The 22,875-nt window shown below is 60.6% G+C and carries 17 protein-coding genes; 4 read left to right on the top strand and 13 right to left on the bottom strand.

What is annotated here, in order from left to right:
- Positions 1-29: 29 nt before the first annotated feature.
- The gene (locus tag P0N66_RS10180) at positions 30-347 is read right to left on the bottom strand and encodes a methyl-accepting chemotaxis protein (RefSeq protein ID WP_431190038.1); all 318 of its coding nucleotides are present in this window, start codon (positions 345-347) and stop codon (positions 30-32) included.
- Between the two features lie 150 nt (positions 348-497).
- Positions 498-1,103 carry a hypothetical protein gene (locus tag P0N66_RS10175; protein ID WP_275804980.1) on the bottom strand — a complete coding sequence of 202 codons (606 nt, stop codon included), beginning with the start codon at positions 1,101-1,103 and terminating at the stop codon, positions 498-500.
- Between the two features lie 196 nt (positions 1,104-1,299).
- Between P0N66_RS10175 and P0N66_RS10170 the strand changes: the two genes are divergently transcribed.
- Together P0N66_RS10170 and P0N66_RS10165 are read left to right on the top strand one after the other, a co-directional pair.
- On the top strand, positions 1,300-2,481 hold the full coding sequence (locus tag P0N66_RS10170) for an efflux RND transporter periplasmic adaptor subunit (protein ID WP_275804978.1): 1,182 nt from the start codon (positions 1,300-1,302) through the stop codon (positions 2,479-2,481).
- Positions 2,478-5,576 carry an efflux RND transporter permease subunit gene (locus tag P0N66_RS10165; RefSeq protein WP_275804976.1) on the top strand — a complete coding sequence of 1,033 codons (3,099 nt, stop codon included), beginning with the start codon at positions 2,478-2,480 and terminating at the stop codon, positions 5,574-5,576. Before P0N66_RS10170 ends, P0N66_RS10165 begins: the two co-directional genes overlap by 4 nt.
- 125 nt (positions 5,577-5,701) lie before the next feature.
- On the opposite strand, the gene P0N66_RS10160 is transcribed toward P0N66_RS10165, so the two are convergent.
- The 6 genes from P0N66_RS10160 to P0N66_RS10135 form a co-directional block, all read right to left on the bottom strand.
- Positions 5,702-6,109, bottom strand: coding sequence for a M67 family metallopeptidase (locus P0N66_RS10160; protein WP_275804974.1), 408 nt, complete (start codon positions 6,107-6,109; stop codon positions 5,702-5,704).
- A 12-nt stretch (positions 6,110-6,121) separates the two neighbouring features.
- On the bottom strand, positions 6,122-7,924 hold the full coding sequence (locus tag P0N66_RS10155) for a YcaO-like family protein (RefSeq protein ID WP_275804973.1): 1,803 nt from the start codon (positions 7,922-7,924) through the stop codon (positions 6,122-6,124).
- A gap of 101 nt (positions 7,925-8,025) precedes the next feature.
- Positions 8,026-8,991 (bottom strand): LpxL/LpxP family Kdo(2)-lipid IV(A) lauroyl/palmitoleoyl acyltransferase, encoded by a 966-nt coding sequence (gene lpxL, locus P0N66_RS10150; RefSeq protein ID WP_275804971.1) that lies wholly within the window; start codon positions 8,989-8,991, stop codon positions 8,026-8,028.
- A 35-nt stretch (positions 8,992-9,026) separates the two neighbouring features.
- Complete coding sequence (locus P0N66_RS10145) at positions 9,027-9,524, bottom strand: protease complex subunit PrcB family protein (RefSeq protein WP_275804969.1); 498 nt, start codon at positions 9,522-9,524, stop codon at positions 9,027-9,029.
- Positions 9,525-9,633: 109 nt separating this feature from the next.
- Positions 9,634-11,025, bottom strand: a complete 1,392-nt coding sequence (locus P0N66_RS10140) for an alpha/beta fold hydrolase (RefSeq protein ID WP_275804967.1) — start codon at positions 11,023-11,025, stop codon at positions 9,634-9,636.
- Between the two features lie 112 nt (positions 11,026-11,137).
- A complete protein-coding gene (locus P0N66_RS10135; protein WP_275804965.1) occupies positions 11,138-14,110 on the bottom strand; it encodes a hypothetical protein in 2,973 nt (990 codons plus the stop codon).
- 390 nt (positions 14,111-14,500) lie between these two features.
- On the opposite strand from P0N66_RS10135, the gene P0N66_RS10130 reads away from it, so the two are divergent.
- Complete coding sequence (locus tag P0N66_RS10130; RefSeq protein WP_275804963.1) at positions 14,501-15,670, top strand: hypothetical protein; 1,170 nt, start codon at positions 14,501-14,503, stop codon at positions 15,668-15,670.
- 66 nt (positions 15,671-15,736) lie between these two features.
- A complete protein-coding gene (locus P0N66_RS10125) occupies positions 15,737-16,810 on the top strand; it encodes a sensor histidine kinase (protein ID WP_275804961.1) in 1,074 nt (357 codons plus the stop codon).
- Between the two features lie 3 nt (positions 16,811-16,813).
- Here the strand turns inward: P0N66_RS10125 and P0N66_RS10120 are convergent, their stop codons facing one another.
- The 5 genes from P0N66_RS10120 to P0N66_RS10100 all read right to left on the bottom strand — a co-directional run bounded on the left by P0N66_RS10120 (position 16,814) and on the right by P0N66_RS10100 (position 22,865).
- Positions 16,814-17,683 carry an OmpA family protein gene (locus P0N66_RS10120; protein WP_275804959.1) on the bottom strand — a complete coding sequence of 290 codons (870 nt, stop codon included), beginning with the start codon at positions 17,681-17,683 and terminating at the stop codon, positions 16,814-16,816.
- 10 nt (positions 17,684-17,693) lie between these two features.
- Positions 17,694-18,569 carry a Tll0287-like domain-containing protein gene (locus P0N66_RS10115; protein WP_275804957.1) on the bottom strand — a complete coding sequence of 292 codons (876 nt, stop codon included), beginning with the start codon at positions 18,567-18,569 and terminating at the stop codon, positions 17,694-17,696.
- 109 nt (positions 18,570-18,678) lie between these two features.
- The gene (locus P0N66_RS10110) at positions 18,679-19,320 is read right to left on the bottom strand and encodes a DUF8082 domain-containing protein (RefSeq protein ID WP_275804955.1); all 642 of its coding nucleotides are present in this window, start codon (positions 19,318-19,320) and stop codon (positions 18,679-18,681) included.
- Positions 19,321-19,336: 16 nt separating this feature from the next.
- On the bottom strand, positions 19,337-20,464 hold the full coding sequence (locus P0N66_RS10105; RefSeq protein ID WP_275804953.1) for a response regulator: 1,128 nt from the start codon (positions 20,462-20,464) through the stop codon (positions 19,337-19,339).
- Positions 20,465-20,525: 61 nt separating this feature from the next.
- Entirely contained in the window at positions 20,526-22,865 is a 2,340-nt protein-coding gene (locus tag P0N66_RS10100) for an ATPase, T2SS/T4P/T4SS family (protein ID WP_275804951.1), read from the bottom strand.
- Positions 22,866-22,875 lie beyond the last annotated feature (10 nt).

Below are 22,875 nucleotides of genomic sequence, written 5' to 3'. Positions count from 1 at the left end.
CCTTGGCGCTGCGCTTTTTGCTCTCCTGGTCACCGGCCGATTGCGCCCGACCGCCGCCCCTTGGTTCCGCCAGACTTTGCTGCCGCAGCCGGCTTGTTCGCCGGCTGCGGCGCCACGCTGTTCACGTCGTTTACCGCTTGGTTGAGCTGGTTGATACCGTGGGACTGCTCCTTGGAGGCGGCGGCGATTTCACCCACCAGACTTGGGGCCTTGGTGGTGCTGTCCGCTACTTTGCCAAAGGCCTGGTTGGTGCGGCTGACCAACTCCGAACCTTCATGCACCTTGTGAACCGTGCCCTCGATCAGGGTGGCGGTATTCTTGGCCGCCTCCGCCGCCCGCGTGGCCAAGTTTCTTACCTCGTCGGCCACTTTTGCCGATGCGGGTGCCCAGTTTAAAGCTGTTGAGAAAATGCATCGGTGACTCATCTGAGTATGTGGCCTAAATTAAACTTAAATGAATTACTTTTTGTTTGTCCAGCGTACGGGACCCCCGAGGGTTTATCTGATGATTTCCGCTACCTTGCCGTCTTCAAAACGCACCATTTTGGTGCCGAAGCGGTGCTCCCAGTAGCGCCACTGATCCATATCCAGGCTGGGGGTTTCATGGCCCGGCGGATAGCCGCGGGTGGCGATAACTTCCTCACGGGTCATGCCCGGCTCGACGTCGCCCCTTTGAATATAATCCAGCATGTCGGGGTTGAAGCGGGCCAGGTCCACCGGCTGGCGGCTAAAGGTGCGGTCCTGCAGTTCCTGGTAATTCACCTGGGTGTGGTTGGGCACATTGACCAGTTGAATGCGCTGGTCGTTCAACGAGGGTACGGTGAACTCAATGGCCCTCCTGGTCACCCGATTGATCCTTACTTCGGTATTGACGGGAATGAAGGTCCCCCGTTTATAATTGGTGGCCATCACCCTGACCCCCTGGTCAGCCCACATGCCTACCTGGGTGTAATAAACATCGTCATCGGCGGCGGCCGCGGGGGTGAGCAACAGCATGGTCAGCAACATCATGGCGCCGGCCAGAAGCAACTGCCGTGACTGGTTGAAGCGGGTTTTTGCCGTGGTTGCAAACAGTGTTATACGGGTTGCCGGGATTTTGCTCATAGCGTCCTCCTTGTATTTTATTTGCTGGTTGTTATTAGTCGCTTATAGCTGTTTTGGTGCCTACTTGTCAACCACCCAAGCCTGACCGGTAAACGGATTGTGGGTGAGCGGGCAAAAGCTGCTTGCAATCGTTTACGGCATGCTCTATTGCAAAGAGATAAGCAACTTGCGATTTTCGCAGCAAAGGATGGCGATAATGAAAATTAACCATGCATACGGTCGCTTGCTTGGCGGACTACTGTTGGCTCTTGTGCTGCTGCTGGTGCTGATCTATAAGCCGGGGCCACCGACAACTCCACCGGTAGTGCCGGTCGCCGAGCAGAGCCGGCAGCCGGTGCGGGTGGCGAAGGTGGAGGCGGGCAGCAGTATCCGGGAGTTGCGCCTTTCCGGCCTGGTCCGGGCCGGCCGGCGGACGGAATTGTCTTTTGAGGGCGGCGGCCGGCTGCTGACTCGGCCGGTTAAAACCGGAGATGTTTTTGCCGTCGACCAGGTGCTGGCAACCATCGACCCGGAGCCCTGGGAAAACGTCGTGGCGGGGGCCCGGGCCCGGCTGGAGGAACTGGAAATCCGCTGGCGGCGGGCCGACAACGAGCATCGACGCCTGGTCAGCCTGGCGGCCTCCGGCGCGGCCAGCCAGGATGAGGCCGAGCTGGCTGAGTCCGCCGCCGCAGCTCTGGCGGCCGCCCGCCAGTCCGCCGCCGAAGAGTTGCGGGAGGCCAAGCGCCAACTGGCCGCAACCGTGCTGCGGGCTCCCTTTGCCGGTACGGTCACCGCAGTGCTGGCCGAACCGGGGGAATATCTGGCGACGGGCCGGCCGGTGCTGAGCGTCAACGCCACCACCGGCAGCGAAAAAACCGACGATTTTGCCCCGGATCGGACAACCGGTACCTTTGAGTTGTTGCTTGAAGTGCCGGAAGCCATGCTGGACTGGCTGCCGCCGTCCACGGAATTGGAGGTTTTTCTGCCCCGCTCTGAGCAGAGGCTGGCCGGGACGGTTCGCTCGGTGGCCGATGCTTCACCGCTGGCGCCGTCCCTGTTTCCGGTCCTGGTGGAATTCCCCGCCGTTCCGGGTTTGCGGCCGGGGCAGTTGGCCGAGGTGCGGTGGCAGGCGACGCAGCAAGGGGCCTGGCTGGTGCCGCCGGCGGCGGTGATCAACCCCGGCGGCGACCGGCCGGCCCTGATGCGGCTGGGGCAAGACGGCCGGGTGGAAAGAGTCGGCATTGAACTGGGGGCTTTGACCGGCGAGCGGGTGGCGGTTTTTGGTCCTCTGCAGCCTGGTGACCGGGTGCTGGTTTCCGGCTTCAGCACCTTGGCCGCCGGCGCCCTGGTGGAAGCGGTGGAGGAGGTGGAGGCGATGGCGGAGGAACCGGTGCCGTGAACTCCGGGGTGCTGGATAAGCTGCACTCCCGGCCCCGGGTCACCCTGGCGGCGGTGGTGCTGGTCGCCCTGATCGGTCTGTTGGCCGGCGGCCAGATGCCCCGGCAGGAAGACCCCACCCTGCGTGACTACTGGGGCCAGATCCTGGTGGAATTTCCCGGGGCCGACGCCGAAACCGTGGAGCGGTTGGTTACCGACGTTTTTGAGCAGTACCTGCAGGAGGTGGAGCAGGTCAGCCGGATTTATTCTACTTCACGGGCCGAACTGGCGGTGCTCAACCTGGAGTTGGCTGACGGCACCCGGGATATCGAGCGGGCCTGGGATGATGTGCGCCTGGCCCTGGAGCGGGCCGGGCCCCGTTTGCCCGCAGGAGTTGCTCGACCCGAGCTGAATCGTGATCTTAATGAGCAGGATTCGGTGGTGCTGGCGGTGGGCGGCGATAACGATCCTTTGGTGCTGCGGGCGGCGGCCCGGCAGTTGCAGCGGCGGTTGCTGCAACTGCCGGAGGTGGGCAAGGTACACCTGGTGGGGGATCCCGGCGAGCAGATCACCGTTAGCTGGGATGAGGAAGCGGTGCGACGATTGGGGCTGGATAGCCGTCAACTGGCCGCCCTGCTGGCCGCCCGCAACCGGGTGCAGGGCGGTGGCGACCTGGCGGTGGCCGACAGCCGGCTGATCTTACGCCCTTTGAGCGAATTTCAGTCTCTGGCGGAAATCAAACAAACCCCCCTGGTGCTGCCGTCGGGGGCGGCTTTGCCCCTGGCTGAACTGGCCGAGGTTCGCCATGGTCCGGCCCGGCCGGCGGAAACCCTGATGCGCTTGGACGGCCGACCGGTGGTGGGGTTGGGGGTGGTGCCGGTCAGCGACGGCAATATCATTGCCTTCGGCCAGGCGGTTCGTCGCCTGGTGGCCGCAGGATCGGCTGATTTCGCCCCGCTGGAGATCCGGGAGATGGCATTTCAGCCGGACTGGGTTCGCCTGCGTTTAAGCCAGCTTTCAACCTCATTGCTGCTGGGCATCATCATCGTGGCCACGGTTCTGGTCACCGCCCTTGGCTGGCGGCCCGGTCTGGTGGTGGCGGCGGTGGTGCCCATGGTCACCCTGGCGGCCCTGGGGATGTATGCCCTGGGCGGCGGGGTGCTGCAGCAGATTTCCATCGCCGCTCTGGTCATCGCCTTGGGGATGCTGGTGGATAATGCCATCGTGGTGACGGAAAATATTCAGACTCGGCTGGACGAGGGCCACGCTCCGGGTAAGGCAATGCGGGATGCGGTGCGGGAAGTGGCGGCCCCCCTGGCGGCGGCCACCGGCACTACCCTGGCGGCCTTCACCCCGATGCTGATCGCCCGGGGGCCCACCGCCGATTTCACTCGGAGCATTCCCCTGGTGATTATCCTCACCCTGGGGTTGAGCTATCTTTTTGCCATTTTGGTTACGCCGCTTTTTTGCCGCTACTTCCTGCATTCCCGACGCCCGGTAAGCAGCGGGAGGTGGTGGCGGCGCCTGGCCGACCGGCTGGGGCGGCTGGCGGTGAGCCGTCCCTGGCCGGTGCTGGGGTTTGCGGTGCTGTTGATCCTGCTCATGTTTTTACTGACCCCGCTGGTGCCCCGCCAGTTTTTCCCACTGTCCGACCGCAATCAGTTCACGGTGTCGATCAAGCTGCCGGAAGGCAGCCGGCTGGAAGCCACTTCGGCCGCCGCCGGTCGACTGGAGCAGGAACTGCTGGCCCGACCCGGGGTTACGGCGGTGGCGACTTTCGTCGGGCGCAGTGCGCCGGCCTTTTACTACAACCTGCCCAGGATTCCCCGCAGCCCCAATCTGGCCCAACTGGCTGTTACCGCCGATGACACGGCGGCGGCCGACCAACTGGTCGCCTGGACCCGAGGATGGGCCCACCGGCAACTGCCGGGGATAGAGGTGGTGGTGCGGAAGCTTGAACAGGGTCCGCCGGTGATCGCCCCCATTGAAATCCGGCTGTTCGGCGTCCCGCCACCGGAGATCAAACGTCGTTATGGGGTCGCCGAGGGGCCGGCCGGGCCCCGGGCTCACGGCCAGCCTGCCCTGGCCGACCTGGAAAGCGCCGCCCTCAAAGTGATGGCCCAGCTTGAGCAGATCCCCGGCCCCCGGGATATGCGCCATGAGCTGAGCACCGGCGCCCCCACCATGGTCTTTGCCATCGATGATGCCGCCGCCGCCCGGCACGGCCTGCAGCGGGAGGATGTGGCCCTGGCCCTTTACGGGCTTAGCCGGGGGATTCCCGCCGGTCAATTCCGGGGCGGTGATGAGCCGGTGCCGATTGTGGTCCGTTCCCCGGCAGGCGAACATTATCCAGCAGCGGACCTGGAAAATGTGCTGCTGCTGACCGCAAGGTCGGGCCAGCCGGCGCCGGTGCCCCTCAGCCTGGTGGCCACTGGCGAGCTGCAGTGGCGGCCGGCGTCCATCGAGCGCCAGGACCGGCGGCGGGTGGCCAAGGTGCTGGCCCAACTGACCGACGGCACCACCTACAGCCATGTGCTGGCCGAGTTGCGCCCCCGGCTGGAACGGTTGGAACTGCCCGAGGGTATTTATTGGGAGCTGGGCGGGGACCTGGAGGGTACCGGCGAGGCCAACGCCGCCATGGTCGCCGCCGCCCCGCTGGGGTTGCTGCTGTTACTGGCGATCCTGCTGCTGCAGTTCAACTCTTTTCGTAAGGTTGGGATTGTGCTGGTTACCGTCCCCCTGGCCGCCGCCGGGGTGGTGCCGGGGCTGCTGCTGGGCGGTCAGCCATTCGGTTTCATGTCTTTGCTGGGCACCATCGCCCTGGTGGGGGTGGTGGTCAACAATGCCATTGTCCTGCTGGCCGTGGCCGAGCAGCGCCAGGCGGCCGGGCTGTCGCCAGCGGCGGCCCTGCAGGTAGCGGTAGGCCGGCGGACCCGGCCGATTATTTTGACCACTGCCACCACCATTGCCGGGATGTTGCCTCTGGCCTTTTCCCCCTCATCTTTGTGGCCGCCGCTGGCCTGGGCCTTGATTTCCGGCCTGGCCGCCTCCACCATGCTGACCCTGCTGGTGGTGCCGGCTCTCTACCTGCTGCTGTGTAAGCGATCGCCGTTTTAGGCGGCACCCTGCCAAGGCAACGTCAAAGTCGCCTGGGGTTGGACGGGGGACGTAAAACCCGGGACAAAACCAATGACCTTGATCTTGCCCTGGGGCACCCCGTGATCAGTTATACGGCTGTTCGGTTACTGCTTTTTCAGGATATGCAGGGGGAGGTCGCGATAATCGTTATCTTCGATTTTGAAGGCCTTGATCGGTTCCACGCCGGCCATCAGGCTGACGATGACATAGATCATGTCGGGGTCGTTGGCCAGGCGGATGTCTTCCAGCGAGGGCCGGGCCGGGGTTTCCGGATGACTGTGGTAGGCCGCCACCAGTTGCAGGCCATCTTCCCGCATCTGCTTTATGGCGGCAAACTGTTCGGCTGGGTCCATGGAGTAATGGTCCGGGGCGGCGTCGATGTTGGTCAGTTCAAAATGACGGCAAATCACCCCGTCCCGGGCCGCCAGGTAACCGCAGGCCTCGTTGGGTTCTTCGCGGCGGCCGTGGGCCAGCAGGGCGTTGACTATTCTTTCTTCGATCTGCAAAGACATGGCCATAGTCCTTTAACCAAGGGATGCCCGGGCGGCGGTCTGCTGCTTTTCCTGTAACATCTCATCCAGGTGGGTGCGGGCCAGTTCAAGGTAAGGGTCCATGGTGATGGCGATTTTTAAATTATGCGCCGCCTCCTCATGGCGTCCCAGCTTGCGCAGGTTGATGCCGAGGTTGGCAAAATCGATGGCCGAGCCCGGCTCCAGGTCGATGGCCCGTGCAAAGTGGGTGACCGCGTTTTCGTAATCGGCCTGCTTGTAATGGCAGAAACCCAGCATGTTGTGGATATCCTGCCGTTCCTCGTCATGCTCAAGGCCCCGGCGCAGCACTTCGATGGCCTCCCGGTAGCTGCCCATGTCTTTCAGGCATTCCCCCATGTAGGCGTAAATGTAGGGAAAGTCCTCTTCCTCGGGGTGAAGCTGGAGTGAGCGCTGAAAATGATCCATGGCCTCCTGGAACAGGCCCATGGCGGCCTTTTTCTTGCCGAGAAAAAATTCGATGAAATAGGCCTCGGGTAGAATCCCGCCCATCTTTTCCAGTTGCTCGATCTGGGCTGACGCCGGGCTGATCTGCTCGTGGGCCAGTTTGGCGGCAAACAGGCCGACGTTGCGGCTGTTGGAGCGTTCCCGGAAGTCGGCCCCGGGGATGATGGTGTAAACGGCCGGGATCTGCAGCTCCTGGTGCATGGTGTTGACCAGAAAGACCTCCATCCCCAGCTTGCTCAAGGCCGCCAGGCAGCGGTCGATTTCCGCCTTCATGTTATTGTCGCTGAGGTCGGGCAGCTCGTTTATTTGCACCGTGCGGCCGGGGTTAACGATGTAATCAACCTCCTCCAGCGACAGGGGTTTGGGCAGACCGCTGGCCTCGTAGTTGGACTGGCTGTGGAAATCGCCGGACATCTGGGCCACTTCGGTAAGGGCGCGGATCAGGGCCTTGTTGGGTTCCGGGGTGGTGCCGGCGGTGTAAACGATTTCGCTGGTGTCGGGAAAGGTGGAGGGGTCCATGGCCATGGCGGCCACGGTGGGAATGCCGGTATCCAGGGTGAAATCGTTCAAAAAGACCCGTATGCCGTGGCGGGTGAACTTGTGCAGCAGTTCAACGGCCACCGGATCGGTGATGGAGGCGGGATCGATCTTGGGGGCCTTGAGCCGCTGCCTGGTCACCACCGCCGACACGTGGCGCTCCACCACTTCGCAGAGCCCCTGCAGGATCGCCTCTTCATAGGAGTTGCCGGCGGAAGGACCGTTGAATTCATTAATGGCGTAAAACCAGGAATAGGGGATCAGCACCATCTCGCCTCGGTTGAGGTGGGTGGCCCAGGTCCAGCGGATGGGAATATCGGCAATCAGCCGGGCCAGAGTATCTTCCGAGGTGTTTTCGTCGTGGACCGACTGCAGCAGATATTTCAGCGGCAGCAGCGGTAGATCCTGATCCTTGAGTTCGGCGTAGGTGGCCCGCAGGAAGTTGGCCGGCTTCTGGTTGAAGTCGAAAAAACTGAAGCGCTCAATCAATTCCATGCAGGCGCTGGCCTGGGACTGTTCCGGGGTGCAGCCCTTGCCCAGCTGCTTCTTGTTGCGGATTACCTCGAAGGCCTCGCGGCCGCAAACGCTGAAGTAAACGGGTATGTCCAGCCGTCCGGTGTCCACCCGCCGGACATCGTTGAGGATGTCGAGTTTGACCTCGGCCAGTTTCTTTTTGAGTTTGGTGATGGTCTCTTCCGGGGTGCAGGCTTTGTCCTGGTCGTAGGTATAACTTTTCAGGCAGTCCCCGTAAGTAATGGGGGAGGGTGTCGGCAGTTGCCGGTTGATCTTGCTCATGCTTTTCCTCTGGTTTTCGGAGATATATTTTGAAGTTTTTTTTCGATTGTGCAGACGAAGCAGGAATATGCCCAAGGCGTTTTGGGTTGTCAAGTGTTCGTTCAGCGGTGGTAAAGCTCAGTTTCACCGGGCGGCCTGGTCTTGAATCGTTTGTGGATCCACAGATACTGTTCCGGCGCCCGGCGCACCTGCTGCTCGATGACCCGGTTGATGGCAGTGGCATCGGCAACATCTTCGCCGCTGGGGAAGTTTTCCAGGGCCGGCTCGATACGCACCAGGTAGCGGCCGTCGGCCAGCCGTTGTGAATAAAAAGGCAGCACCTTGGCCCGGCCCAGCTTGGCCAGCCGGGCAGTGGCCACCAGGGAGGCGGCGGGTACCCCCATGAAGGGGGCAAAAACCGTATCCCGGCGGCCGAAATCCTGGTCCGGGGCGTACCAGGTGACATTACCCCGACGCAGTTGGCGGATCGCGCCGCGCAGGTCGCTGTTGGGCAGCAGGTCGTCGAAATAGCGTTTGCGGGCCCTGACCATCAGCAATTCAACCACCGGATTTTTGGCCGGTTTGTAGATGGGGTAGATCCCTTTGACGTGGGGGCCGAAAAAACGGCCGCTGATCTCCAGGGTGGTGTAGTGGCCCCCCAGCAGAATTACCCCGTTGCCGTCGGCCCGGGCCGCCGCCAGGTTTTCTTCCCCTTCCACCGTGTAGAGGGCGGCAATACGCTGATCGCTGCCCCACCATCCCAACAGGGCCTCAAAAATGGCCATGGCGCTGGAGGCGAAGTTCTCCCGGACCAGATGTTCCCGTTCCCGGTCGCTAAGTTCGGGAAAGCACAGTTGCAGGTTGGTGCGGGCGATGTGTCGGCGGCCCGGCATCAGGGCGTAAAGCCCCAACCCCAGCCCCCGGCCCAGCCGCTGTAGCCAGGAGGTGGGCATTTGAATGAGCAGCCAGAGCAGCCCCATTCCGGCCCAGGTGAACCAGCTTGCCGGAGTCCAGGGAGAACGCTGCTGCCAACGCTTAAAGCGTTTCCAGCGTTTTCTCCACAGCGGTTTTTTTTTCTTCTTTTTCATGGCGGACTAAACGAAGGGGGAGTGCAACCGGATCATTAAGGGCAACTCTCCCTTACTTCGGTGGTAAAGCCCACCACCTTATCCGTTTGGGGGATGGTGACCAGTCGGTAAGGCTGGGTGGTGGTTTCGGTGCCCGGGCAATCGTCGTCCGGAATGGTAAAGCGTACAGTGACCATTAAGCTGTGCTCCCGTTCCCGAACCTCCACCACTTCCACCTGGTAGCCGTCGGTGTCGCGTTGACCGAGGAAGGCGGCTACCACCATCCGCTGGCTGAAATCAACCGCCGGCTGCTCCGGTGGGATGACAAAGGCGGTTTCATGGTCCTGCCACAACCGGTTGTAAGCCGCCTGCTGGCTCAGCGCCGTCAGTCGTTCGCTGTCGATGCCGCTGGTCTGGCCGGAGGTCAATAACACAAAGGCCACCGGATCGCCGGGGTCGTCGTTGTCGTCGTTGTCGTCATCGTCGGCGATACAGCCGCCAAGGCTCCAGGCAAGCAAAAGCATCGCGGCCAGTAACGCAAAACCACCTTTCATTTTGTGCCTCATGAGTATTATCTGCTGGTTTGCAAACAAACACGCATCCTAATTAATTGCCGCCGGGAAAGCAATCAAACAGTTGGCGGCGCCGACAGACAACCAGATTTTACAACGGGGCGCCGGGCTGTAGCCGGTGTTCGCCGTGGAGATAATGGCGGCCGTGGCTGCTTTCGGCCAGGCTTAAAGAAAAGAGCAGCACCGAGGGGGACTCGGCCCGCATGGCGGTTTCCTGGCCGATCAGTTCGACCCCGGCCAGGTCCAGGCGGCTGGCTGATACCACCAGGGCGTTTTCGCCCCTCACCCGCAGGCCGGTGGCCGTCACCGTCGAATTGGTCACCTGCATGGCGGTCCCGGGGCTTTCCAGCCATCCCTGTTCGATGGTGACCTGGGAGTTCTCAATAACCAGCGAGGCGGCCTCCACCCCGCGCAGCCTGATGTTTCGGCAGTCGCTGATGGTCAGCCGGTCATAACGGCCGCTGAAGATCAGTCCCTGCTGGTCCTGACAGACCCCGAGCCGCTCGGTTTTGGTGGCGGTGCCCTTGGAGGGCGTCGTCATGGCGGCGGGAGCTGGAGCGGTAAGGGCCTGCAGCAGGGCGTCCCGAAACAGTTCCGGCTGATCCCGCATGGGGACATGGCCGGCCTCGGGAATGATCTGCAACTGGGCCCGGGGCAGCAGGGTTTTCAGCAGTAGCCCGGTGCGCAACGGGGTCACATAATCTTCGGCCCCCCAGATGATAAAGGCTGGTATTTGCAGTTCCCGCAGGTCGCGGTTGAAATTATCCTGGACCACTGCCAGAGCGGCGATCCTGGCGGGATCGCCGCCCAGCAGCCGGGCCCGCAGGGTGTCGTTGGTCAGTGCCTGATCAATATCCAGGGGCAAATCCGGCAGGCCGGCGATGATGCCGCTCAGCCAGTTGTCGATCCGGCTCACGGGGCCGGAAGGCAGGCTGGGCAGGCGCTGCTGGAGATCCGGCTCCAGCAGTTCCTGGGTGATAGCCTTGCGGTGCAGCACTCCGGCCACATCAATCAGCACCAGCCGCTGCACTTTTTGTGGGTGGTCGGCGGCAAAACGCAGGGCCACGGTGCCGCCCATGGAGTGGCCGACCACCACCATGGGGTCGGGGCTGAAGGTTTCGGTCAGCCAGTCGAGGTAGGCGGCATAATTTTTGGGCGAATAAAGGGTGTTTTGTTTGTCGGAACGGCCAAAGCCGGGCAGGTCCACCGCTAGTACATGGTACTCAGCGGCCAGTTCAGGGATCAGTTCGTCCCAGATGCGTGCCGCCTGTTCTCCCAGGCCGTGCACCAGTAGCATGGTGGGGGAGTTGCCCCGGCCGGCTTCCAGCAGGTAGGCTCGCCCACCGAAAATCGGTTCTTCCACCTGATGCTCCTGGATTTCCACGGGGTTTGGTTCCGTGGCGGCACAAAGCGGGGCGGTGACAAACAGCAGAACCAAAAGCCCAGCCAGCCCGCCGCCTATTACTGTCCGCAGCCGCTGCATAATCATAATCCTTTGGTGGTAAGTTCTCGGCGTCTCACTGGCTATTTTAGCCGACCGTCGGCCGGCTGTCATGGCCTGAATTTGACCCAGCTGTTCTTCTGTCAGGCGGTTTTTAAAACTGGTGCCCCAGGGCCAGATAGAGCATGGTCCGGTCTTCCCGGGGGCGGGCGGAGTCCAGCCGGTGGGCCAGGCCCAGCCGCAGGTCCAGGTGAATCAGGTGGCCCAGCACCAGATTCAGCTTGTACTCGGTGCCCACCGAGGATTTGATGCGGTTGTCACTCTCCCAGGAGCCGTCCCAGGCAGCCCCGGCTTCACCGAACAGGGTCAGGTGGCTGCGGTCCAGAAACAGGGGGAAGATCGCCGGGCCGGCTTCATGATAAATCAGCGGGAAACGGTATTCCAGGGTGGAGCGCAGGATGCGATCCCCCCGTTGCACCGCCTGGGGGTAGCCGCGCAGGGGAAAGCCGCCGCCGCTTTCGCCCAGCAGCGCCTCGGGCGGCATGAAGCCTCCCAGTTGAAAGCGCCTTTGCAGCAGGCGATCACCTTCCGCCAGGCCGCCTTTGAGCCACCAGGCCAGCACATGCCGCCGCAAAAAAGGCACCCGCAGGAAAGCTCGGGTTTCCATGATAAACTCGTCGATATTGAAATCCCCGCCCAGAGAGTCGTTGAAATGGTTCCACTGGAGTGACGCCAGCACGCCGCTTTCCGGCGAAATCGCCAGTCCCGGCTGTTCCCGGTTGTCAAAGCTGATCCCGGCCACCGTGCCTCGGAGCCGGCCCTGGGCGGGAGCTTCTTCGCCCGCCGGCCAGCCCTTCAAGGCTTCCAGGCGCTGTTCCCGCACCCCGAGCCGGCCGACCAGGCCCCAGCGCAGCCGCAGCAGGGGGACCAGCAAAGAGGCCTGCAGATTGCGCCGCCGTTCCCAGTAGCTGGGCAGCGACCGGTAACCCTCTTCATCGGCGGGCGGGGCCCACAGATAACCGTGCTTGGCGGCAAAATCACTGGCGTGCAGTTCGATGATCGGAAAAAACCAGTGATTCCGGTAGGTGGCAGCCCAGGCCCAGCGGTGGCTGGCCGATCCGTAAAGGGCTGTGCCATGGAGATAATGGCGCCGCAGCGGATCGAAAGACTCCACGGACAAACCGTAGTTGCTCCCTTCCTCATCGACGGCAAAGGCTGGGAACCAGGCCCGGGGCAGCAGGGTGGCGCCGGCCCGGTAGCGGTGGCGGGAGAGGATGACGGCAGGTTCGTCCTCTTCCGCTTGCTGCTGAATATCGGCGGGCGGTTCCATGACGGTGGCAACGACGGGGGGCCGCCAGGCGGTGTCGGCTGGGGCAAACTCCGCCGCCACCTCCTCGGCGGTGTACTCTTCCAGCAGTACCAGATCATAACCGCTGGCCGAATAGCCGGAGAAAACCAGGCGGCCACTGTGCGGGCATCGGGCTGGTTCAAAGGCGCCGCCCACCACGTTGGTCACTCGCGCCAGCCGGCCGGTGGCCGGCTGCAGGCGGTAAATATTGTGAATGCCGTCGAGATCGTAGGTGAAATAGAGATACTCCCCGTACCGGCTCCAAACCGGCCAGGCCAGGGTAGCGCGATCGGCGCTGAGCAACCTTGTCACCTCGCCGTTGCGAGCGTCAATCAGTTCCAGCCCCGGTTGACCATCCCGCCAGGCGGTCACCGCCAGCCGGCGACCGTTGGGGGACCAGCGGGGACGGCCGTAAATCACGGGGTCAGGCTCGTTCCGCAGGGGCTTGAAATCACCGTGGTCCGGGTCCACCAGCACCAGGGTGGTGGTGCCTTCGCCCTCGCGCACGGCGATCAGCAGGTTGTCTTCGGGGTGAAAATCGGGGTCGCGCAGGCGGGCGCCGGTGGTCAGGCGCCGGGTTTCCCTTGCTTGCAGGTCGTGGAGATAAAGATCGGAATAAAGCTGGTAGGAACGAACCCGCTCCCAGCGGGAGAAGGCCAGCCGCCGGTCATCGGGGGCAAACGACAGGCCGGTGGCGCCGGGGGCTTTGGCCAGTTCCCTGTCCTGGCCGTCGGCCAGGTCCAGCAGCCGCAGCGACGGATACTCCCGGGCGCCGCTTTCGGTATAGGCCAGGAAACGGCCGTCGCCGGAAAAACGTGGTGCTCCGATCCGGTAACCGCGCCTGGTCAGCTCTTCACCCGTGGTTTCGCCTTGTCGGGCCACCTGCTGCTGCAGGGTGGCGGCCTGTTTTTCCACCGTGTGTTTCCACTCCCGCCACAGGGAGCCGGGCCGCTCGCCGATGGTCCGGTCAAAGGAGGCGTTGAGCCGGAAGGGCAGCAGGCGTCCGGCATAATCCATGGTCTGCTCGTAGAGCCCGGCCTCGCCATGCTTGCCGGCAATGTAGTCGGTGAACTCGGCCCCGAAGACATAACGGTTTTTGCCCCCCGGCCAACTGGCATGAAACCCCTGCATCTGGGCCAGGGTTGGGAACTGTTCCGCCAGGGCCGCCGAGCGGACGATCATCGCAAAATAGCTGCCCCCGGTGCGGCCGTAACCGGTAAGGCGGGTCTCTTCATAGGTGGCCAGCCCTTCCACCTGCCATTTAGGGGAAAACCAGTTGGGAAAGCTCCAGGGGGAAAGGATGCGCCCAAAAACGCCGCGCACCAGCCGGTTTGGGCCGCGGACCTGGTCAAGATGCACGATATGGGCATATTCATGGGCAAAAAGCAGGTGCAGCCAGTCCCGGTAATTGGCCAGCTCTTCCCCGGGGGCGGCGGGCCGCAGCATCAGCACCACGGTATTGTATGGAAAGGAGGTGGCCAGGGCGTTGGAGAAATCCATGTGGTCGGTGAGCACCACCTGGGTTCGGCCCCAGGGGGTCCAAGCAAAACGGGCGGTTAACTCGCCATGTACCTGTTCGGCCACTTGCGCCGTGTGCTCGGCCTGTGTCGCCAGGTGGCGGGGGTAATGAATGGCGAATTGCTCGGTGTGCAGGGTGTACCAGCGGTAATGGGAGGGGTAAGGCGCAAAGGCCTGCCCCGCCGGCGGACAGAGCAGCAGCGCCAGAACGGCGAGCAAAAAGGTGCTGAATAGGGCCAAAAAGCGTCGGCGGTGCGGCATGGACCAAGCTCCTTAAGATCCTTGTCTGGAGGGTGACAGTCAGGCAAATGGTAAACTGATTGCCGACGCCTTACCAACAGCAAACCATAAAAAAATATTTTACGCCATAAAGTGTTGCCGGCGCTCTCGTTGCATGGTCAGACAATTTTCGGCACCAGTTAAAATCACCCATTTGAGTGATGACGCTATCGTATCGTTATGTTAACATAGCAGGGAAATGGCGTAGCTGTACGAGTTGCTTTTTTGCATTTGACAATCGTTATTCCAGAAAGCTAGGCTTAAGCAGGTGGCCATCATTTTGTAACTCCAAACTGCTGGCTGGCCGGAAATAACGGGTGGGTCCCCGCAGTGGGGAGTTGGTAAACAATTTACCTGGAAGGAGGGTAAAAAATGAAGAAATTGACCATGTTGGTAGCCGGTGTCATGCTGCTGGCCTTTGTCGGTTGCAGCAGCAGTTCATCCAGCAGTAAGAAGAAGGATGATGACGAAATCAATGGTAATGATGATCCGATTGAAACCGGAGAGGTGGTCAGCGGCACCCTGTATGCCCCCAACGGTTCAACCCCGATCCCCAATGCCACGGTTTATATTCCGGACTCAAACACCACCAGCAGCCTGGCGGTGCGTTCGGAAGCAACCTGCGACGAACCGGCGGAAGCTTGGGTGGCTTGGACCTGTACCGACGATCAAGGCAACTACGAGTTGACGTTGCCCGAAGATTATGCCGAGGGTGCCGAGGTAACCATTAAAGCCACCAAGGATGCCTGGTCCGTCGAGACGACCCTGGTGGTAGGGACCACCAGCGATATAGTCTTTTCGTCCTCGGTTGAACAGGGGGCGGCCAATATTGCGGTAATTCAAGGCGCATATGACAATATTGAAAATGTGCTGGCCAAGCTGGGATTGGGTGAGGTGAATGATTCTGGCCAACTGGTGACAGGTACGGAAACTTTTGATCTGTACGGCGCCTTCGCAGCCTCAGAGCTTTTTGCGGAGGTGGAGCCAGGAGTATTCAAAATCGAAGAATATGACATTGTTTACGTAAATTGTGGAGCTTCAGCTTCCGGCGTTGATAACGATATCTTAAGAAATTATGTGGAGCAGGGTGGCCGGCTGTATGCCACCGATTTGGCCAGCCCTTTTGTGATTCAGCCCTTTGTGGAGTATGTGGAGAGAATCGCTTCAGGTCCTAGTGGCGCTCAGCCTGAATCGGAAGTGGTCTACGCCCCGCTGGCCAATTGGTTGGCCAGCGTGACCTGTACCGATGGTGCCTGTCTTGCTCCTGACAACGGTATTTTCCTCACCGGTTTTGCTGGTGGCTGGCACTTATTGAATCCGGTTGATTCGTCCGAGGGTGCTAGTGTTACCACTTTGGTGCAGGGTGACCTTGAGGGTATTATCACCTTGGATGAGCCGATCCAGCCGCTTACCATGCGTTTTATCCATGGTGACGGGGTGGTGGTTTACAGCTCCTATCATACGGTAGCCGGCACCACCGGCACCGAATACCTGCCCCAGGAGCGGGTGCTTGAATATCTCTTCTACAACGCCAAAGACTGATCAGTCCCGCCATACCGCCGGCCCAACGGCCGGCGGTATGGCGCTTCCTTTTATTCCCGTGTGGTTATGACTGCCAGTTGTGATTCCCCCTGCATATTTCGTGATATCCTGGGTGATATCGATACCGGCCTGCTGGTACTCGACACCGTGGAGGAGGCGGTTTCTTTTGTCAACCAGCATGCCCGGGGCTTGCTGGAGTCTTTGGGGGGGATTCCGGGCTATCATGAGTTGAGTCGGCTGCTTGGCGCCGAGCTGGAAAACCTGCAGCGGCCCGGGAGGAAAAAAAGTCGGCAGGCCATTGTCCGCTATGAGCACCGGATGCTGGGTTACACCGTCAGCTGTTTGCCCAACCATGGCCGGTATGTCTCGGTTTTTGTGCAGGATATTACCGATCAGCACCGGCTGGCGGCGGTTGACGAGGCCACCGAGATGATGAACAACATCGGTTGCCTCTTTTCCGGGATTCGTCATGAAATCGGTAACCCGCTCAACTCCATCAAGATGGCCTTGATGGTCCTGCAGAACAACATCCACAAGTATTCCAACGAAGAAACCGATGTCTACCTGCAGCGGATTGCCGGTGAGATCGGCAAGATGGAGGTGTTGCTGAAGTCATTCAAAAACTTCAGCATGTTTGAGGTGCCAAAAACCAGCGAGGTTGATCTGGTTTTGTTTTTTGAAGACCTGCTGCAGCTGATGGGCAGCGATCTGCGGGCCCGGAACATTGACGTGCGGCTGGAACTGGCGCCGGATGCGCAGCGGGTGGTGGTGGACACCAGGGCCCTGCAGCACGTGATCATGAATCTCTTTGCCAATGCCCTGGACGCCATGGGCGGGGTGGACCACCCGCGGCTGGTGGTGCTGAGCCGCAAACGGCGCGATGCGGTGCAACTGGTGATCGGCGACAACGGTTGCGGCATGTCCGACGAACTGGCCAAAGATGCCTTCAAACCCTTCTTTACCACTAAGTCCCATGGCACGGGGCTTGGGCTGGTGATCGTCAAAAAAATGCTGGCCCAGATGCGCTGCGGGATTCGGTTGGAGAGTGTTAAAGACCAGGGCTCGGCCTTTATCCTGACCCTGCCGGTAACCGACCGGCATCCTGACCCGTGCCAGTCGGCGACCGGTAACGCCTGTTAATCACTAATCACTGAGTCTTCGGAACTCAACCCGGCGGTTGATTGCCCGGTTGGCCGCCGTATCGTTGGGAACAGCCGGCCGGGTGTCGCCATAGTAGGCGATGGTCAAGCGCTCCGGGGAAACTCCGTATTCCTCCATCAGATATTGCCGGACCTGCTCGGCGCGTTCCTTGGACAGCGGCAGGTTGACCTCCGGGGAGCCGGTACTGTCGGTATGGCCGGCGATCTCAAACCGCTGCCCGCTCAGGGCGGGATCGGTCAGGGCCGCCCCCACCATGGCCAGTTGCTCTTTGGCACTGGCGGTCAATTCGGCGGAGTTGATCTGAAAGAGGATCTGCATCCGCAACAGCGGGCCGTCCAGGGCTCCGGCGGTGGTGCCCTGCTGGCGGCTTTCCTGCATTACCCGGACGAACTCGTCCGGGGTGATCTGTTCGCCCCGTTCCGAGCGGTACTTGATCTGGGCCAACTCCAGCGACGAGCGGGCCCGGACGTGGTCGGGGTCCAGGGCCAGGCCGGCCTCGTAAGCCTGGATGGCCGGCCCCAGGTTGCCCAGCACCACGTACACATCGCCCAGCCCGAAAAAGGCCCGGGCAAAATCCGGGTCCAGTTCCACCGCCCGCAGGTAATAGGACAGGGCCTGGTCGTAACGGCGCAGGCGTTCTTCTCCGTAGCCTTTTTCGTAATGAATCCGGGCGTCCTGCGGGCAGGCCGCCACGGCTTCATCCAGCAACTGCTGTTTTCTGATCAGGTTGCGTTCCTGCTGGATGTTTTTTCTCAGCTCCTCACAGTCGGCAGCGCCGGCCGCCGGGCCCGGATTCAGCATCAGCAGGCAAATAGCCCCCAGGCCTGGCAGCAGCAGTGAGTTTCTCTTCATGGTCTTGCTCCTAACGGCTGCGTTGCAACAGTTTCTTCAGACTGATCCGCAATCTTTCAATGGCCTGGGCCAGGGTGCCGACTTCGCCGACGGCGTTGCGGTCGATGGGTTCATCCAGGTTCTTGCCGAAGCTGAAGCTTTCCGTCCGTTCCGCCAGGCGAACAATGGGGTTGACCACATCCCGGTTGAGAAACCAGCCGATGATAAACAGCATGATGGCAATTCCCGTCGCCCCGATCAGCACCAGGGTAATGGACAGCGTTTTGGCGGCGGCAATGGCCTCGGCGGTGGGAATGTAAACCACAAAAGCGGCCACGGTTTCATTCATATTCCAGTGGTAGCCGTTCTGGTCGCCGTAAATCTCCACCTGATCTTTCGGGGCGTCGGCAGGGTCACCATGGCAGGAGAGACACCCTTCCCGGTCCACCCGAATCGGCTGGGCAAAGTAATAGAGGTCGGTGCCGTTTTTGGCGAGCTGACCCTGGGTGGAGGTAAGTTCCGGGTTGTCCTGGAAGTGTTCAATGATTCGGACTTCGTCACGATCCGCCAGGTTGTAAGGGTTGAGAGGATCCAGGGTGGCCTGTTTGAAGATGTAGCCGGGATAGAGTTCTTCGAAAATCTCAAAAGTTCCCCGGGCGGAGACGAAGCCGGACATCAGCTCGGGGTAGAAACGGTCTTCCTCCACCAGGGCCAGGGCCAGGGGACGCTGGACGCGTTGCATGTACAAACGGGTGGCCATGGCGTAGTTCAAAACGATATCGCTCTTGATCTGTGCTTCGTTTAAGGCATTATTGACACTTAAACGATAGCTGGCAAAACCGATCACGGCGATAGCCAGAAAACCCAAAACCCCCATGACCAAAACGGATCTCATACGAATGCCCATCTTTTACTCCTTTTCTGATACGGTAAGCAGTTACCTGCCCGGTTCGCCGGCTGCCCGTTTTCCGGGCGCGACCTTGGCCAAGGTTCTGTTTGGTTACACTAAAAGTCGATTACAGCAGTGATGCGACATTGGCCCGGAACTCCTTTTCCATGGCCGGGTCATCGATTTCCCGGCAAAAAGCATCGATCAGTTCGGGGAACCGCGCTTTTTGACAGGATCCCTCCTGCAGCCACTGTTCAACGGTTTCCCTGGTCACCATGCCGGCAATGGGGCCGATGGCCCGGGCCAGTGATTCCTCCAACACCGGCAGCGCACTTTTCAGGGGGTCTTTTTCCCTGACCACCTCAAAATCCCGGCTGTCGCCATCGCCGGTGGCGGCCGGGGCCGCCGCCGGCGGGTCACGGCGAATCCTTTCTGCCTGGCTGCGCAACTCACCCAGCAACATGGTGCTGGTCATGTTAAGCAGCGCGAAGTTGCTGTCCGGCTCACCGAGGATTACCAGGTTGCAGCCTTCGCTGACCTGTTTGGCCAGCATCATGGTATCGTCAAAGAGCATCTCCACGGAGTTGACGGTGAGCTTGCAGGGCTCGTTCATCTTAAAGATCCGCTCCATGGCGACCTCGATCTGGGCCATGGTCTCCGGCGGGTAACCGTCGGGCAGATCGGAAAACACCAGTTGAGGTTCGCTCATGGCCAGGAAAGCTCCTTTAACCCCCGGCAGCATTGTGATTTCTTGCAGTAAGTCATCCATGCCTGCTCTCCTTGTGTTAGGCGGTGTGGCCGATTTTGGCGGCGGCGATGGCCGGAGCGAGGGCGGCCGAGATTTTTACCGGTGATACCTCCGGGTCCACTTCCAGGCCCAGGGTGACCTCGGGGCCGGGGATGATCAGCAGCTTGCCGCCTCGGTCCTGCGAGAGAATGATGTGACGCGGAAGTTCCTGGTAACCCATGGCTTTGCGCAGTTTGTCGGCGGTTATCACCACGTAGCTGATAAAGGGTCTGAACTCACGGTTATCGACGTTTTTGCGAATAATGGTGGAGCCACCGTTGGTCACCAGCACCATCCGGTTGATACCCGGAGTGGCGTTGAGCAAGGTCTCCATTTCAGCGCCGATGGAACTCAGCCCGGATGGCTCCGGCAGGTCGGGGGCCGACGGGAGATTGGCGGGAGGTGGGTCGAGGTCCTCTTCTGGTTGTTTCTTGCCGGCGGCCACCGCTTCCCTTTCCGTTTTTTCGTCGCTGAAGCGGGCGGCCTCCAGGAGAATGAAGCCCAAGGGCTCATTGATGGTCCGTTTGCGGTTCCGACAAAAGTTGTAAATCTCAATTTCGCCCTGGTCCCAGTTGATGATTTCAAATGCCGCCTCCAGGCCCTCCAGCGGTTCGGTAAAGGCATTGAGCAGCTCACCGTTTTCAAAACAGAGCATGCCGTAATGTCGGCCGGATTTCACCGTGATGGTGCAGGTTTTACGGTCCATCTCCAGCAGTTGCAGGAAAGAGGGCAGGGAGATGCCGGTGACCCGCCCTTTGGCGCCCGCCGCCAGCCCATCGAGAATCTTCTTGAGCAGCAGGTTGAAGTCGATGGGTTTTTCAATGTACTGGAAGGCCCCCATGGTCATCAACCGATCTTCCATCTCCGGGGTGCCGTATGCGGTCATGGCAATCACCGGAATAATGACCCCTCTTTTACTGAGCCGACCAATCAGTTCAAAACCGTCCATTTCCGGCATCTTCAGGTCGGTAACCAGTAGATGTACCGGTTTTTCCGCTAGTCGTTCCAGCGCCTCTTTGCCGTTCTGGGCTGTGACGATTTCGAATTGGTCGGCGTGATCCCTGCACATATCCTGCAGGCTGAGCAAGAACCCCTGGTCATCATCGACAATTAAAACTCTTTTCATGGTCGCCTCGTGCTGAATAATAAGCTTGCCGTTGCAGATGTGCTACCTGCCTGGTCTTTCTCTACTTGATACAGGCAGCTCGGACCTGGCGCAAATCGGTTACTCCCTGCAACACCTTCCAGATGCCGTCCTGCTTCAGGGTCAGCATGCCGCCGCGCAGGCCTTCATCGCGAATTTCGGTGATAGGGCGGTTGCGGACGATCATATTTTTAAGGGCGTCGGTGACGGTCATCAGCTCATGCAGGGCGATCCGGCCGACATAGCCGCTTTTTCCACATTTTTCGCAGCCAACCGGACGGTAAAGAGTTGCTTCGGCGACTTTTTGCCGTCTCAGGGAGTAGAGGGGATGGGAGCCGTATTCCTCGAGCAGCAACTCACACTCATCATGGTCCGGCTGATAAGCCTCCCGGCATTGGGTACAAAGACGGCGTACCAGGCGCTGGGCCAGAATACCCAGCAGTGAATCGGAGAAATTGAAGGGATCGATTTTCATCCCCAGCAGCCGGCTGACCGTTTCCGGGGCGCTGTTGGTGTGCAGGGTGGAGAACACCAGGTGACCGGTGAGAGCGCTTTCGATCACGATTTCCGCCGTCTCCTGGTCCCGGGTTTCCCCTACCATGATGATGTCGGGATCAGCCCGCAGAAAAGCGCGCAGGGCCCGGGCAAAATCCAGCCCGATTTTTCTTTCCACCTGGACCTGACGCACCCCCTCCTGGACTATTTCCACCGGATCCTCAATGGTCCAGACCTTTTTGTCCGGCCGGTTGACGTAATTCAAGGCCCCGTGCAGGGTGGTGGTTTTGCCCGAGCCGGTGGGGCCGACCACCAGGATCAAGCCATAGGGCATTTCCAGCAGGCGGCAGAGTTCCTGGTAATTGCGGCGGGAAAGGTTCATCCGGTCCAGGGGGACAGCCCCGCCGCCGGCCAGGATGCGCAGGACCACGTCCTCGTTGCCGCCGTGGGTGGGCAGGGTGGCGACCCGGAGTTCGATGGTGCCGTGGCTGGTTTTCAGGTTAATTTTACCGTCCTGGGGCAGCCGTTTTTCCGAGATATCGAGTTTGGAGATGATTTTAAGCCGGGAAATCAGGGCCCGCTTGAAGTTGTGGGGGATGGTCTTGTAGTGGCTGCAGGCGCCGTCGATCCGGAAGCGGATGGCGGTTCCCTTGCGGCCTGGCATGCTTTCGATATGGATATCTGAAGCCCGTCTGGTCACCGCATCTTCGATGATTCTGTTGGCCATCTGCACCACCACCCCGTCGGCGGCCCCGCGGCTCTCTTCCTCTTCTTCGGGGTCTTCGCCCGGTTCATCCAACAGCTCGATTCTGGCAAAGATATCCTGCTCTTCCGGCTTGCCGTCTACGCCGGATTTATCGTAAAAAACATCGAGATAGCGGTTGATGTCTTCCTTCAGGGCCACTGCCAGTTGGTATTCGGTGCCGTAGAGTACCGAACGGATATTTTCATGTTTGCCCAGGTTGTTGGGGTCGTCGGTCAGCACTCTGATCTTGCCTTCGGGGCCGTTGACGGGCACAAAGACGTTGCTGCGGAAATAGCTTTCCTTGGTGCCGCGTAGGCAGGCGGGCGGGATGAGCTTTTGGGAGTCATCGAATTCGACAAAGGGGCAGCGGTAATATTCGCTCAGAGCCGCGCCAAGCTGCTGTTTGCTGATGCCGAATTCAGCCAGCAGGATGTTGTCCAGCGTGTTGTTGTGCTTTTTTGCTTGTTTTTTGGCGGCCTCAAACTGCTCTGGGGTGAGCAGTTGATTGCGGATCAGGCTGAAGAAACGGCCGTATTTGCCGGCGGTTTGGGAAAGGGAGGCCAGCCTTTTTTTGGCGTTGCGAAAAACGGGGTCGACGGCGACGATCTGTTCCAGGGTTTTGATCGCCGGCGCCATTGAGCCGGTACGCTCATAGGTGATGGCCAGGGCATCCAGGAGATGGAGGCGCTCGTTCTGGCGCATGGAGCCTTTGAGTTTACAGGCCTTTTCAAAGTGTTCGATGGCCTCGAAGGGACGGTCCAGCTGCAGACAGCATTCGCCGATTTTACTGTGCACCACCACCGGCCGGAAGGCGCTGCCCAGCAGCAGGCGTAACTCGCTGTCCGCCTCGGCGTAAAAACCGGCCATCATCAGGCCCATGGCGTTTTCAAAACGATCAACTTCGCTGGTTTCGGCCCCGACTGCGGTCGACTGCGCGTTTGCTTGGTGCCCGTTACCGCCGGTTTGAAGGGCCACCATCCGCTCTTCCAACTGATCCCTGAGGATGGGCTGGTCGTTGCCCAGCCCGAACAGCAGCGATTGGTAGATCTCCAGGGCTTCATCCACCAGCCCCTGGGAGGCGTAGAGATCCGCTTCGGCCAGTTTGGCTTCCAGGTTGTCGGGGAGTGATGCGGGTGAATTCATTTTCATTTAG

Origin of the sequence: Desulfurivibrio dismutans (assembly GCF_029210385.1) — a bacterium.
Taxonomy (GTDB): Bacteria; Desulfobacterota; Desulfobulbia; order Desulfobulbales; family Desulfurivibrionaceae; genus Desulfurivibrio; species Desulfurivibrio dismutans.
This window is presented reverse-complemented; position numbering and strand designations above follow the sequence as displayed.

Excerpts from the sequence above, each read along its gene's own strand:
- P0N66_RS10100 (WP_275804951.1), bottom strand. The coding sequence starts at position 22,865 with ATGAATTCACCCGCATCACTCCCCGACAACCTGGAAGCCAAACTGGCC.
- P0N66_RS10145 (WP_275804969.1), bottom strand. The coding sequence starts at position 9,524 with ATGAAAGGTGGTTTTGCGTTACTGGCCGCGATGCTTTTGCTTGCCTGG.
- P0N66_RS10110 (WP_275804955.1), bottom strand. The coding sequence starts at position 19,320 with ATGGATGACTTACTGCAAGAAATCACAATGCTGCCGGGGGTTAAAGGA.
- P0N66_RS10170 (WP_275804978.1), top strand. The coding sequence starts at position 1,300 with ATGAAAATTAACCATGCATACGGTCGCTTGCTTGGCGGACTACTGTTG.
- P0N66_RS10155 (WP_275804973.1), bottom strand. The coding sequence starts at position 7,924 with ATGAGCAAGATCAACCGGCAACTGCCGACACCCTCCCCCATTACTTAC.
- P0N66_RS10105 (WP_275804953.1), bottom strand. The coding sequence starts at position 20,464 with ATGAAAAGAGTTTTAATTGTCGATGATGACCAGGGGTTCTTGCTCAGC.
- P0N66_RS10160 (WP_275804974.1), bottom strand. The coding sequence starts at position 6,109 with ATGTCTTTGCAGATCGAAGAAAGAATAGTCAACGCCCTGCTGGCCCAC.
- P0N66_RS10115 (WP_275804957.1), bottom strand. The coding sequence starts at position 18,569 with ATGGGCATTCGTATGAGATCCGTTTTGGTCATGGGGGTTTTGGGTTTT.
- P0N66_RS10125 (WP_275804961.1), top strand. The coding sequence starts at position 15,737 with ATGACTGCCAGTTGTGATTCCCCCTGCATATTTCGTGATATCCTGGGT.
- P0N66_RS10135 (WP_275804965.1), bottom strand. The coding sequence starts at position 14,110 with ATGCCGCACCGCCGACGCTTTTTGGCCCTATTCAGCACCTTTTTGCTC.
- P0N66_RS10130 (WP_275804963.1), top strand. The coding sequence starts at position 14,501 with ATGAAGAAATTGACCATGTTGGTAGCCGGTGTCATGCTGCTGGCCTTT.
- P0N66_RS10175 (WP_275804980.1), bottom strand. The coding sequence starts at position 1,103 with ATGAGCAAAATCCCGGCAACCCGTATAACACTGTTTGCAACCACGGCA.
- P0N66_RS10140 (WP_275804967.1), bottom strand. The coding sequence starts at position 11,025 with ATGCAGCGGCTGCGGACAGTAATAGGCGGCGGGCTGGCTGGGCTTTTG.
- P0N66_RS10120 (WP_275804959.1), bottom strand. The coding sequence starts at position 17,683 with ATGAAGAGAAACTCACTGCTGCTGCCAGGCCTGGGGGCTATTTGCCTG.
- lpxL (WP_275804971.1), bottom strand. The coding sequence starts at position 8,991 with ATGAAAAAGAAGAAAAAAAAACCGCTGTGGAGAAAACGCTGGAAACGC.